At 40.6% G+C, this 13,414-nt stretch carries 13 protein-coding genes and 2 pseudogenes; 7 read left to right on the top strand and 8 right to left on the bottom strand.

Going from position 1 to position 13,414, the window contains the following annotated elements; translation table 11 throughout:
* Positions 1-85: 85 nt before the first annotated feature.
* Positions 86-1,443: pseudogene (locus tag HGO23_RS17660) on the bottom strand (inverse autotransporter beta domain-containing protein).
* Positions 1,444-1,799: 356 nt separating this feature from the next.
* On the opposite strand from HGO23_RS17660, the gene HGO23_RS19820 reads away from it, so the two are divergent.
* From HGO23_RS19820 to HGO23_RS17640, 5 genes are all read left to right on the top strand, one after another.
* A complete protein-coding gene (locus tag HGO23_RS19820) occupies positions 1,800-2,027 on the top strand; it encodes a hypothetical protein (RefSeq protein WP_244589829.1) in 228 nt (75 codons plus the stop codon).
* Positions 2,028-2,731: 704 nt separating this feature from the next.
* A complete protein-coding gene (locus HGO23_RS17655; RefSeq protein WP_209027392.1) occupies positions 2,732-3,703 on the top strand; it encodes an HlyD family secretion protein in 972 nt (323 codons plus the stop codon).
* A gap of 12 nt (positions 3,704-3,715) precedes the next feature.
* A complete protein-coding gene (locus HGO23_RS17650) occupies positions 3,716-4,906 on the top strand; it encodes an ABC transporter permease (protein ID WP_209027391.1) in 1,191 nt (396 codons plus the stop codon).
* A gap of 18 nt (positions 4,907-4,924) precedes the next feature.
* On the top strand, positions 4,925-6,082 hold the full coding sequence (locus HGO23_RS17645; RefSeq protein ID WP_209027390.1) for an ABC transporter permease: 1,158 nt from the start codon (positions 4,925-4,927) through the stop codon (positions 6,080-6,082).
* Positions 6,083-6,385: 303 nt separating this feature from the next.
* The gene (locus tag HGO23_RS17640) at positions 6,386-6,889 is read left to right on the top strand and encodes a GNAT family N-acetyltransferase (protein ID WP_209027389.1); all 504 of its coding nucleotides are present in this window, start codon (positions 6,386-6,388) and stop codon (positions 6,887-6,889) included.
* A gap of 70 nt (positions 6,890-6,959) precedes the next feature.
* Here the strand turns inward: HGO23_RS17640 and HGO23_RS17635 are convergent, their stop codons facing one another.
* Positions 6,960-7,256 (bottom strand): GIY-YIG nuclease family protein, encoded by a 297-nt coding sequence (locus tag HGO23_RS17635; RefSeq protein ID WP_280529548.1) that lies wholly within the window; start codon positions 7,254-7,256, stop codon positions 6,960-6,962.
* Positions 7,257-7,534: 278 nt separating this feature from the next.
* Here HGO23_RS17635 and bhsA point away from each other — a divergent pair, with 278 nt between their 5' ends.
* Together bhsA and HGO23_RS17625 are read left to right on the top strand one after the other, a co-directional pair.
* A complete protein-coding gene (gene bhsA / locus HGO23_RS17630; RefSeq protein WP_099134308.1) occupies positions 7,535-7,786 on the top strand; it encodes a multiple stress resistance protein BhsA in 252 nt (83 codons plus the stop codon).
* Positions 7,787-7,902: 116 nt separating this feature from the next.
* Positions 7,903-8,334 (top strand): YhbP family protein, encoded by a 432-nt coding sequence (locus HGO23_RS17625; RefSeq protein ID WP_099134309.1) that lies wholly within the window; start codon positions 7,903-7,905, stop codon positions 8,332-8,334.
* An 18-nt stretch (positions 8,335-8,352) separates the two neighbouring features.
* On the opposite strand, the gene nrdG is transcribed toward HGO23_RS17625, so the two are convergent.
* From nrdG to HGO23_RS17595, 6 genes and pseudogenes are all read right to left on the bottom strand, one after another.
* On the bottom strand, positions 8,353-8,817 hold the full coding sequence (gene nrdG / locus HGO23_RS17620; RefSeq protein ID WP_099134310.1) for an anaerobic ribonucleoside-triphosphate reductase-activating protein: 465 nt from the start codon (positions 8,815-8,817) through the stop codon (positions 8,353-8,355).
* 4 nt (positions 8,818-8,821) lie between these two features.
* Positions 8,822-10,732: an anaerobic ribonucleoside-triphosphate reductase gene (nrdD, locus tag HGO23_RS17615; RefSeq protein ID WP_099134602.1), complete on the bottom strand. Its 1,911-nt coding sequence runs from the start codon at positions 10,730-10,732 to the stop codon at positions 8,822-8,824.
* A gap of 279 nt (positions 10,733-11,011) precedes the next feature.
* Positions 11,012-11,398, bottom strand: a complete 387-nt coding sequence (gene ridA, locus HGO23_RS17610; protein WP_038261552.1) for a 2-iminobutanoate/2-iminopropanoate deaminase — start codon at positions 11,396-11,398, stop codon at positions 11,012-11,014.
* An 86-nt stretch (positions 11,399-11,484) separates the two neighbouring features.
* On the bottom strand, positions 11,485-11,964 hold the full coding sequence (gene pyrI / locus HGO23_RS17605) for an aspartate carbamoyltransferase regulatory subunit (protein ID WP_209027387.1): 480 nt from the start codon (positions 11,962-11,964) through the stop codon (positions 11,485-11,487).
* 251 nt (positions 11,965-12,215) lie between these two features.
* Positions 12,216-12,716 (bottom strand): DUF2867 domain-containing protein, encoded by a 501-nt coding sequence (locus HGO23_RS17600; RefSeq protein WP_099134312.1) that lies wholly within the window; start codon positions 12,714-12,716, stop codon positions 12,216-12,218.
* A 474-nt stretch (positions 12,717-13,190) separates the two neighbouring features.
* Positions 13,191-13,320: pseudogene (locus HGO23_RS17595) on the bottom strand (transposase); the annotation flags it as partial.
* Positions 13,321-13,414: the final 94 nt, after the last annotated feature.

Below are 13,414 nucleotides of genomic sequence, written 5' to 3'. Positions count from 1 at the left end.
ATTTCCGGATCTTGAGAGGATTATCCACCCTCTTCGGCAAGGGCGGATTTTTTAAGGATTTTTGTCGAAATAAATAGGAATAGGGTTATTCAGTGCAGATAACGTAATCGGTGACTATCTCGTTAATAACATGAACTGCGCCATCATCTATATTCACGGCGAAATGAACATTTTTCCCGTGTTCATCTATTCCGGGTGTTGAAGAACGATAAGAACGGAATTGTGGCCAGCCGTACAGCTCATGCATCGCATTTTGTTGATGTGTGCGGTACAGGCTGGCTAAATCTTCTACTGTCGATAATTTTTTATGCATTTTTTTGCAATACTATACAGCGCCTTTATAGACGCGACATGGCCAAATCTCACCATTTTCAAGATACGTAGTCATTCCTTTCATATCCATATCTGCTAACTCAGCTTGTAACAGAGATCGGTCAAAAACGGCTCCGTTTGTATTTGTCACCGTTTTAGCCATATGTCCCCAAAAATTTGCGTACTTAGAATCAGGGCTGGTCACGACAGTAAAAATGACATCTTCAGTTTTCGGGTTTGAGACGCCATATGCTTTTATTTGCAAGGTCGTTTTTACGCCGAGTCCATTTGGGTCGGTGATGGGGAGCGACAAACTACCCTGATCTCCCGTTACTCCTTGGTAGTGACCTGATTCACTGTCTATCAGCGCAGTAACTGTTTGAGGAAATTCCTGACGGTTTAGTGCATTGGTTGCTTTCATTTCTATAGGGACATTTTTTACAGGCTGTCCGTGATTGAATGCTTTAATATTCAGGGTAATTGTTTCGCCTTTTTTTACTTTTCCTGTATTGATAGTGATTTCCAGGTTATCAGCTATCCCTTTGACTTTTCCGCTTTCAGTGCCACCATAGGTATGGTTACCTTGCTCTTGACCCATACTGGTATCAATCGTTTTGGTATTCCCAGTAATGTGGAGACCATTCTGTGCCTGAACAACAAGCACTTTGATTTTACCTCCGTTGGCAAGCAAGCTTCCAACGTCCCATTGAGTATTGCCATTGCCGGATATCTCTTGTTTGCGGTCAATATCGAAAGTCAGCAATGGAATAGGCGTATAATTAATTCCGGCAGTAAAGGCTGCGGGGGTCTTTTGGCGGTGATCTTTATTGATTAACCCAACTTCATCGCCAAAATATTGTTCATATACCAACTTACCGCCAAGTTGTGGCAAAGCGGGGATATAGCCTTGTGCTCTCACATAAAACCATTGGCAGGGCGTTCATCGTAATCTTTCAGCAAACGCGAATCTTTCCAGTTAGTTAAGCGAAAATAGCCGTTCATGCCTAATCTCAGATAATCGTGGGCGTACTCTGTACCGAGGCCAAGCCGGGTATTATCTCCGGTAAGATCGTGATCCAGAAAAGCATTGCATCCCGGCATCCAGTTATCAAAAAATTGACGTTGTCCGATACCGATATTGATGGTGTTGCGTTTATCAATGCGGCGCAGGCCAAATTGAGTGTCAGTATCTCACCAACGCGGGTAGCCGCATTAGCCAGCTTGCGTTCTGTATCATTGGTTCCGGAAAATGGTTCTGATGGAAAGTAATTGAATGGTAAATATTTATTAGGGCGCGATTTAGGGACATCAATTTCATCACCAATCTCAAGTACTGGAAACGGTTTGCTGAAAGTACGGAATTTATTTATTTCCTTAAGTTGATTAATGGTGAAACCGTAACGTTTAGCTATTGTATGGATCGTTTCTCCCGGCTTCAGAATATAAGGCTCAGTTGGTATTGCCAGAGGGGAATGTTGAGACATCGTATGCGTTTAGGCGGCGGCGATAATAGGAGTAAATGTGCCAGCGAGCGGGAACGAAAATTGGACGATAATATTCACCCAGGCTACTCGTTTCAGCAAGCGTTGCTGATTTTGTGTCCGGGACTTATCAAATTTTTTGTGCATAAAAATAAACCTGTAATAGTAACAGCGTCAGGTGATGATGAAATAAAAGAGGGGCAAAACGGTATTGCCTTATTTGAGACATCATAAATTGGTTAACAAAAAAATTGTTAATTTGTTAACACAAGGATTATTGATTTGACATATCTTATGCATGTGGTTTTTATTCCAGCATAAAATTATTTAGTGGTCAACATTACTTTCTATATCAGGCATTTTAAATAAAAAATAATAGGTGATTTATACGTATTTTTTATGAGATTAAAACATGGTTTTTAAAATTTTTTCAAATAAAAACATTATGTTGAAATTTTTATATCTTATATGTCCAGAGATTATCTGAGGAAGGATAAAAATAGCCTTAAATATAAGGGAATTTTTGACAGCCAAATATTTGTTGCAAATTATTATTAGTTTTTATTTGTATTTTAATTTTATTAATCTTTAATTTTCTATTGGCGAATATTCTGCAATGTAGATTCAGAAAGAACTCTCTTTTTAATTTATAATTAAATATTAATTGATGAATTTATTTTAAGAAATAAAAATAATCAGAGAACAAGTCGAATTGATGGAATATGTTAATTTCCCGTCTTACTGCCACTTGAAATTGATTGGGTATATAATGTGATAGGTAGCTGCATAAAGCATTTCATTTTTGTCAATGATCAGGCGCACTAATTTCTAAAAAGAATTTATGAAGATAGTGTCACATTAGGTCGGTATAGCTAAACTAATTCGTTAATCTCTGACGAGTTTTGATCTGGTAGTATGCTTGGAGCTTACAAAACATAATGAAGAAAAGAACACTTTTCACGATATTGCTGATTATCTTTCTGACCGCAATGGCCGTGCTTTTTCGCTCACATCATCAGGACTTATTGTTGCAGGGAGAGGTTGAAGCACCCGAGGTCATCATTGCATCTAAAGCCTCTGGACGAGTGGTTGCGCTTCACGTTAGGAGAGGAGACGATATAAAAGCCGGGCAACTATTGGTAAGCCTTGATGGCCCTGAACTGACTGCAAAAGTTGCCGCAGCTCAAGCCGCTCGTGATCAGGCCAAAGCAAAACTCAATTTATCTTTGCATGGTACACGAGAAGAAAATATTCGCAGTCTGGAAGCGGCATACTTACAGGCTGAATTTGGATATAAAAACGCTCAACGTGAATTTGAGCGACTCAGTAATATTTCAGTCAAAGGTTATTCATCTGCGAGTGAATTGGATAACGCACGAAACGCGCGTGATATTGCTTACCAGAAAATGCTGTCAGCAAAAGCGGAGCTGGATGCAGGAAAAAATGGTGATCGTATAGAATTACGGCAACAATATCAGGCAGCATTGAATGAAGCCGAAGAAAAATTACAGGAGTTAAAAATTCAGAGTAATGATCTACAGGTAAAAGCTCCCGTTGATGGTGAAGTTGGACCACTTCCGGCGGAGGTCGGGCAACTTTTCAATGCCAGTAGCCCATTGGCAACATTAGTACGTATGCCTGAAGCTTACTTTGTCTATAACTTGCGCGAAGATATTCTGGCTAAAATCCGTAAAGGTGACAAAGTGACATTGCGTGTACCGGCTTTGGATAACAAAGATGTTGAGGCAGAAGTACGTTATATCGCTCCAATGGGGGATTACGCGACAAAACGGGCAACTCGTGCGACAGGGGACTTTGATCTGAAAACATTTGAAGTGCGTTTATACCCACTACAACCTGTTGATGGGCTGCGTCCGGGAATGAGTGCATTATGGCACTGGGATAAGTAAGGTGGCAGCTTGATGAACAGAAAAGCTGTGTGGCATGGTCTTAAATGGAATAGTCTTAAATGGCATAATCCTGAATGGCATAGCTTTAAGCGTGCGTTTACCCGCGAGCTGGTGGTTGCAGTCCGTAGCCCGATTTTTCACTGGCTGAGTTGGCTGTTTCCTCTGTTGCTGTTTATCTTAATCAGTGCCAATTTTTCGGAAGGAACGTTGCTAAACCTGCCTGTTTCAGTAGTGGATAATGATCACAGTACTTTATCACGCACATTAATTCGTAATTTAAATGCGGCCCCTCACGCTGATATTAAAACTTATGATAATGGCCTGACGGAATCACTAGAGAGATTGGGGAGTGCAAAGGATTACTCTTTACTCTATATCCCCCATGATCTAGAAAAAGATGCGTTGAGTGGTAAACAGCCAACAGTGAGCATCTATTATAATGCCTTGTTTTATGGTTCAGGGCGTTATTCGATTCAGGACTTCAGCGGATTGATGGTAGAAACAAATGCTAAATATCGTGAGATCATTGCGTCTGAAATTGGTCGTCAGCTTCCACCACTTGCTAAGGCGACGATGTCTTATGACAGCCTGTTCAATGCCAGTGGCAGTTATATCTATTTCCAGCAATTTGCTGCAACCATCCATTTATTACAGCTTTTCGTCGTGACCTGTACTATTTATACGATGGCAAGGGGAAAGCAGCTCTTAAGCGCAAAATCTTTTGTACCGGCTTTATTAGGAAAACTTGCGCCTTATACCTTAATTTTTACCCTGTTGTTGATGATAGAAATTGCAGCATTGGTTGCATTCTCTGATGCCAAAGTTGCAGGTAACCCGATATATATGCCGGTTGTTGGATTTTTCTATGTGATTGCGGCTCAAAGTATCGGCTTATTATTGTTTACTTTCACCAGTAGTGCATTGACGGCTTATTCGCTAATCGGAATGCTGGTTAGTATTGCGATGTCATTTTCTGGCATGGTGGTGCCTGAATTATCAATGGTATGGCCGGCAAGAGTTATTTCGAATCTGGAGCCATTAACCCATGCTTTAAATGCCATGTTCGATATCTTTCTGCGGGAAGTGTCATTAAAAATCATCCTGCATATTTGCATGCTATTGATGATTTATCCTTTGGTTTGTGCCTTGTTGATCCGCAATCGCTTGTGGAAACGGCTTAACCAGCCAGGGGAAGTTATATGATGCAGAGGAAGCAGATAAATGAATAACTGGAAGATGTATTGGCAAACTTTCCACAATGTATTGTTGGGAATGCTGGAAAAACCCTTGTGGTTAATGCTGATTGTTTCTCTGTGTGTGATGAGTCTGGTTTATGTCCACCCTACATTATGGGATCTACCCATCGCGATTATTGATCAGGACAACAGCCATATGAGCCGTGCGCTGATCCGCCACGTTGATGCGACGGCGAAAGTTGAAACCAAAAGCTACGCTAGTCTTGCTAACGCCCGTAATGACATGTTACGACGGAAAATCTTCGCCATTATCATTGTGCCGCCGGATTTTGAAAAACGTCTTTTAGGCGGAAAAAATGTGACAGTACCGGTTTATGGTGACGCGACGAACCGCCTTGCCAATGGGCAGATTCAGCAGGATTTGGCGTTGGCGTATCAACAATTATTATCTGAATACAATACCCAGTTACTGCTGAAATCGGGTTTCAGTACGGAACAGGTGAAAGTACTGCTACAACCGATTAAAGGAGAAACCATTGGATTATTTAATCCGGGGATCAGTTATGCCGCAATTGTTTTTCCCGGACTACTGGTGATGCTTTTGCAGCACTCCTTGTTGATTGCTTGTGTACGTGTGAGTATTGCTATACGTAGCACTCCTAACGGTAAGCCTCCACTCCCTGTCTATCTGGGTGCTTTGTCTGCGCTGTTGCCTATTTGGCTGTTTTTGTCTGTTATCTTTTTTGTCCTGTGGCCATGGGTATTGGGATATCGGCAGGATGCACCAATTTATCAATTGTTGCTGATGACTTTCCCATTCCTGCTGGCAGTATTGGGGTTAGGTAAACTGGTAACAGAGTGTTTGCGCAGTGTGGAAATGATTTATCTGACATTGGCGTTTATCACTACTCCTGTTTTCTATATTTCGGGGACTATCTGGCCGGTTCAGGCGATGCCTGATTGGGTAAGAGCGATTTCATCAGCTTTGCCATCCACATGGGCAACCAAAATTATCGCAGGAATAAACCAAATGAACATGCCTTTACAAAGTATGTTGGGGGATATTGCAATGATCCTGTTCCTTGGTGTTGTGTACATGATCCTGGGGATTTTGGTTGGGATGTTGCGTAATGGTGAGCTGCGGGGACTGAAGAGTTTTAGGAAACTGCAGCGAAAGAATTAATAACAATAATCAAGAATTATCTTTAGACTGATAATGAAAATATATTGATTTGGGACAGGTTCCGTGCAAATGTCACTGGTGCTGATTTACTGGATCTCAGTGATAGAATTTTATTATCAATTCTTGAGATAGTATCAGGAAATATCACAGTATTTAGGTAAAATAACATGTTCCTTTTCACGAAAAGGGATCTGACTTGTGTTAGGTTAAATCCACTTTCCGTTTTGGTTTATTATCGTTAGCTGAATTTATCAAAGTGGAACAAAAAGAGGGCGCAGATCAGCACGATCGCGCGTTATCGTCATGTTAATCAGGGTCGAAATTCCGGTTGATGCCACGGGTATTGATCGCTTGCTGCGAGAATCCTTTGAGACCTCGGCAGAAGCTGAGTTAGTTCATAGATTAAGAGAAGATGGCTTGTTGACGCTGGGTGTTGTTGCGACTGACGATGAAGGTCACGTGATTGGCTATGTTGGTTTCACACCTGTTGACATCAATGGTCAGGATCATAATTGGGTTGGATTGGCGCCATTGGTAGTGTCTGAACCGTATCGTCGTCAGGGCATTGGTGAGAAGTTAGTGTATGAAGGATTGGATAGCCTGAATGAGTTTGGTTATGGCGCAGTAGTCGTGCTTGGTAAACCTGAATATTATCACCGTTTTGGTTTCAGGCTTGCTAAAGAGTACCAATTACATTGTCAATGGCTTGATAGTGAGGAATTCTTTCAGGTTTACACACTGGCTGATGTCTCGCTGGATGATTGTCATGGTTTAGTCACATATCCCAGTCATTTTGATTATGTGTAACTACAAGACGTAAATACAGAAATAGTAAATACACGCTGAAGAAATGCTGGAGATACTCTGGCAACGATGTCTATTCTAATGAAGTCTCTGACAAATAGATTTCTATACAGACAGGCTGGGTTGTAACCAGCCTCTCTTTTTGCTGTTTGTTTAGTTGCTTCACTCGGTATTCCAGCTTTAATGCTGTGCTCTTATCTCGTACTAAACTGTGATAGACCAGAGTCAATGAACCTTTTCCCCTCAAAGCCTTCGCCCCTTTTCCGGTACTGTGTTGTATCAGACGACGGGAAATATCTGTAGTAATTCCGGTATATAAAGAACCATTCTGGGTTTTTATCAAGTAAAGATACCAATCAGATTTGTTAATATTCATTAGTAATTTTAAATAGTTACAAATATATAAATACTGTATGGGATTAAATCATTATGAGGCTATAGACTGTATTATGGTTTTTTGAACATCATAACATGATGAATTATATTAAATTACATGTTTATTAACAGTAAGTGACAGAATTTTTTATTCAAAATAACTGAAAAACTATAGCAAGAGTTGCTAATTATCATTTTTTGAAGAAGCGTATAACTTGATCTAAGTCACAGAGAGACACCCTTTATATTGAAAAGTAGACAGAGGATCTGAAAATGAGAAATGCAAAATTTATTGCCGCTGTTTTAACACTATGTGCTGTTTCGTTTGGTTCTTTTGCGGCAACTGAAGTAAGAAATGCTACAGGAGAGAAGATTGGTATTGTTTCTGTGACGGGAGCAGAAACACTGGATAACCTGACAGAAGAGTTATCCAAAAAAGCTGACAAAGCTGGAGCATCTTATTTCCGCATTATTTCTGCTACTGGAGACAATAAACTGCATGGTGTTGCTGAAATTTATAAATAACTTATAGTTAAAACAGATTAAATCTTATACTACTGTATAACTATCAGAACACATCTGGACATTGATCCAGCTATGTGTTCTGATTGAGATGAGCAAATATAACAGTATGGAATTAGATGGAATTGAATAAAGATATCTTAATAATCTGCCAGTACCTTGCCGAGCAACATGTCTTCACAATTTGTACTTCTTCAAATCAGGATCTATGGTGCGCAAATTGTTTCTATGCCTTTGATGTCGATAAAATGACACTTTGGTTTATGACTGAACCTGATACCCGCCACGGTAAAATGATGCAGGAAAACGCCGTAGTTGCAGGTACTATTGCCGGACAAACTCACAATGTTTCCCAGATCAGAGGCATTCAGTTTCGTGGTGAAGTCGTCCCATTGACAGGTAGGGATGAAACAGTTGCCAAAGCAAGTTACTGCCACCGCTTTCCTATAGCGATAACAGCAAAATCGCCTATTTGGCAATTGAACCTGAATGAGATCAAAATGGTGGACAACACCCTTGGCTTTGGCAAAAAATTACATTGGCAGCGTTAATATCAGTATCGTAATTAATTATCGTAAATAGTGAATAACCTGATTACTACTGCCTCGCCAGATTAACGCCGGGTCGTGCAACGCCTGTTCAAATTTCCCGTCAACTAACACATGAATATAACTGACAATTTCTTGTTGGAGACCGCTTAACTCGTGGAGTACATAACCTGTCCATAGCCAGATATCTTTATTCGGGCACTCTCTCTTTATCCGTTTGACCAGTTTGAGAATATCGGGTGTATTGGAGGGATGAAGAGGGTCGCCGCCAGACAATGATAACCCTTTCCGTTTGATGCGAAGATCTTTCAAGTCAGTAATGATCTGATCTTCAACAGCCTGCGTGAACGGATAACCTGAGTTAGTCCGCCATGTACTTTGGTTATAACAACCACGACATTGATGGGAACAGCCAGCCACAAACAGGGTACAGCGGGTTCCGGGGCCATTCACCACATCAACCGGATAATATTGATGGTAATTCATAGTATTAGCCAATTCGCTCGTTACTGAGATGTTTGATGCGACGTTTCACCTCTTCCTGTTTACCTGCGTTAAACGGACGGGCATCAGGGCTGCCAAGATATCCACAAACCCGTCGGATCACAGAAACATGCGCTGGATCATGATTACCACAACGAGGACAGATGAACCCTTTGCTGATACAGGAAAATTCTCCGGTAAAACCGCATTGATAGCATTCATCAATTGGAGTATTGGTTCCATAGTAAGGGACACGGGAATAACTGTAGTCCCATACATCTTCCAATGCCTTCACATTATGTTGCAGATTGGGATATTCGCCATAGCAGATAAAACCACCATTCGCTAATGGGGGATAAGGTGCTTCAAAGTCCAGCTTATCGTAGGGATTGACTTTTTTCTCTACATCCAGATGAAAACTGTTGGTGTAATAACCTTTGTCCGTGACTCCCTGGATCACGCCAAATTCAGCGGCATCAAGGCGACAGAAACGGTCACATAAACTTTCACTTGGCGTACTGTATAAACTGAATCCATATCCGGTTTCCTGTTTCCAGGTATCAACCGCTTTGCGTAACCGCTTGACGATAGCGATTGCTTTTTGGCGACGTTGTTCATCGTCAAATAGATGAATGTGATCACCGTATAACGCATTAATTGTTTCATTGATACCAATATACCCTAATGAAATAGAAGCCCGCCCATGTTTGAAAATTTCGGCAATATTGTCATCCTCTTTCAACCTTATTCCACAAGCGCCTTCCATATAGAGGATAGGGGCAACCCGTGCTTTGGTGTTTTCAAGACGTTCAATTCGGGTCATTAATGCTTGTCTGACAACCAACAGGCGCTGCTCCAGTAGCTGCCAAAAACGCATTTCATTGCCTTTGGCTTCAATCGCGATACGGGGAAGATTCAGACTTATTACCCCCAGATTATTGCGCCCTGCATGAATTTGTTGACCCTTCTCTTCATAAACACCGAGAAAGCTACGGCAACCCATTGGCGTTTTAAATGATCCGGTTACTTTAACCACTTGATCATAATTAAGAATATCTGGATACATGCGCTTGCTGGCACATTCCAGAGCCAATAATTTGATGTCATAGTTGGGATCTCCAAATTTATGATTCAGCCCGTCACGAATGGCAAAAACCAGTTTTGGGAATACGGCGGTTTTGTGATTTTTGCCTAAGCCTGCAATGCGGTTACGTAAAATAGCCGTTTGAATCAAACGGGATTCATTTGATGTCCCCAGTCCAAAACCGAATGTCACAAACGGTGTTTGTCCGTTGGCGGTGTGCAGCGTGTTCACTTCATACTCCAAAGATTGGAAAGCATCGTAACACTCTTTTTCGGTGCGGGCTTCAGCATAGGCTGTGTGATCCGTAATATGCCACTCTTTTGCGATGATCAAATGTTTGTTATAGCTGGCCTTAACGAATGGAGCGAGCACTTCATCAATACGGTCGATGGTTGTACCGCCATAAATATGGCTGGCGACCTGTGCAATAATTTGGGCTGTAATGGCAGTCGCTGTGGAGATCGATTTTGGCGGTTCAATCTCGGCATTTCCCATCTTAAAACCCTTGGTCAGCATGCCCTGTAAGTCAACTAACATACAGTTAAACATTGGGAAGAATGGGGCATAATCCAGATCATGATAGTGAATTTCTCCTTTTTCATGTGCCAGAACAACATCACCCGGCAACATATGTTGTTTGGCATACTGTCTGGCGACGATCCCTGCCAGTAAATCACGCTGAGTGGGGATCACTTTAGCGTCTTTATTGGCATTTTCATTGAGTAAAGGCAGATCACTCTGTTCGATCAGGCCGCGGATTTCCTGATCTAGTCGATCATGCCATTTGTGGAGAGCTTTTTCCCCAACATTAACTGTATGGTCACTGTGCTGCATCACAACCGTTTTCACAATAGGGTTCCTCAATATGTTATCCACAAACTAAAACTGCATGATGGTCAGTTTTTAGCTTGGTGTGGATAATCTTGTGTATAATCACTATATATAGTTATTTATTTATATTTAAGCACAATATATGGGTTTTTCTATCCAATATACCATTCAATAAGTTGATCTAAGACAAAGAAAAGGGAAATTATTCTGAGGAGAAGTGGGGGGCAAAAGGAGAGAATACCAACCCTGATATTGAGTTATCAGGGTTGATGGAGCTATGAATTAGCTGCGGACTGCGATCGCTTCGATTTCGATTTTCACATCTTTTGGCAGACGAGCAACTTCAACACATGAACGAGCGGGAAAAGGCGCGTTATGTTCAGTAAAGAATGCTTCATAGGCTGCATTCACTGTAGCAAAATCATTCAGATCTTTAACAAACACTGTAGTTTTTACGATATTCGCTACTTTCAGGCCAGACTGTTCAATAATAGCCTTGACGTTTTCCAGTGATTGGCGGGTTTGTGCCGTGATATCTTCAGAAACGTCACCCGTTTTCGGATCTACAGGGATCTGACCGGAAGTAATAACCATGCTGCCTAGATCAACGCCCTGAACATAAGGGCCGATTGCGGCTGGTGCATTGTCGGTATGAATGGAATGTGACATTAGAAACTCCTGTTTAACGTCAGAATAGAAAATTTTTGTGAGGCCAACATTATAGTGCCCCTCTGCCCGGCATCAACTGCGGGATTTTAATCGTTGCTGATGACAGCCTGACGATCAAACTCTTTTTCGCAGTATTTGCAACAGACGACAACATCGTTAGCGGCTTCCATGACGCGGAAACTGCTTTCTACTGGTTCATTATGACTGATACAGTTACCGTTCGGGCATACAAGGATACCGTCAATCTGCTCTGGTAGGTTGATTGGCATTTTCTTCACGACAACGTAATTTTCAATATTATTCACAGTTGCATGTGGCGCATACATAGCGAGTTGATTTGCCTGTTGTTCTGTCAGGAATGTATTTTCAATTTTGATTAGATCTTTCTTACCCAATTGATTGGAAGGTAAATTTAGACCAATAGTAATGCGTTGGTCGGTTTCTGTGAGTTTGAATAGTGACAATAACTTAAAACCAACATGGGCCGGAATGTGGTCGATAACTGTGCCACATTTAATGGCTTCTACTTGTAATTGATGATCTTGTAGTGAATGGTCTTGGGTCATGTTGTGCTGTGAATACCGCTTAGGGTATTCCTCCTCCAGATATTAGGGAATCAGGGACATGCATCTATTTTGTCATATAAGGTTTGGTATTTCATCCTGCGTAATGGACATATCATAGTTGCTTGTGAAATCAACCACCGACTAAAGTCGGTGGTTGTTGAGTTTGTTGTGGGGAAAACGTCATAGTCGGTGGAAAACTGTGTTGATAATGTTTCCCTATTTAGATATTTCCTGTATATGTCATTAAGTTTTTATGGGAACTTAACCTTAGAGAGCATACTCTTCACAATAATGCCGTGTGTGAGAGATACCGGTATCATATACATTTTCCCAAAAAAACTATGGGTAATTACAGATGCTGTCACCGTTGCTGTGGAACCGTTTACATGATTGTCATCAGAGAAAACGTTCAGGGATATCAAAACCGTTAAGTGTACATCTTTCGACAAGAGACACATTTCATTATCACTAATACGTACAATTTTAAAAAAATCAATATGGCTTCCGTTATGCAGTGTTTCTTTTAAGTGCCCACCAGAGAATCCGTGAATTTTTTTAACGCCTGCAAGACTTGAGATTTTATCTCTTATAGTAAAAGACAGACGTAACCATAATGGTGTTTTTTGGGTCATTTTATTATAAACAGTAAGGGCAGTGACTTTATTTTTAATAAAGGCATTTTGCTGACTGAAATAATCTAATTTATCTTTTTTATCTAAAAACAAACAACCAATTTCATCACGATAGTACATATTACACCACGATATTATTTTATATGATATAAATAAGGGATATCCTGTCCATGTTTAATTTTGCAGTATAGGAGGTGAAATGACACTCTAAGATTTTCCTTTGGTGTGTAATTTGCCATACTCTTGGGTTAATTTTTTGAGCATTAACATTGTTTGATCCTAAATCGAAATAATATGTTATGTGTTGAATTAATACAACGGAAAGGGATATGTCTGACGCTGCCAACATTCTAGTTCGATTAAAAACTATGCCAAGGTATAGAAAAAAGGGAAGGATTGTATGATTAGAGTTGATAATTTTGGAATGCTAAAATAGCAGAAGCCTAGAATTAACTAGGCTTCATAGGTTCCTCAAGGGAAATAAAAATTTAGGGCCTCTATAGCCATCATAATAATTAGTTATTATTTTACCGTCTTTATTTTTTGGTAATTTCCATAATCACACTCCAATATTTCACCCACATTTTCTTAAGAGTGTAACTTGAAACTGTAAAACCATCCTATTGAGGTTTTTCCTCGTTTTTCTACACCTTCAAAGACTTTATGACGGGGGAATGCGGATGTTATGGCAAACGTATAAGCTCGTAGAATCAATAAAAGTAATACACCCCCCTAGTAAATTTTTCCGTTTGTTGAGTGCAATCTCAGAATCACTTGCACCGTGAGAAGATCACTTGTGTACAGAAAAATTACACTTG

Origin of the sequence: Xenorhabdus budapestensis (genome assembly GCF_017743015.1) — a bacterium.
Classification (GTDB): Bacteria; Pseudomonadota; Gammaproteobacteria; order Enterobacterales; family Enterobacteriaceae; genus Xenorhabdus; species Xenorhabdus budapestensis.
The sequence above is the reverse complement of the archived record's forward strand: the minus strand, read 5'-3'. Positions and strand labels throughout refer to the sequence as shown.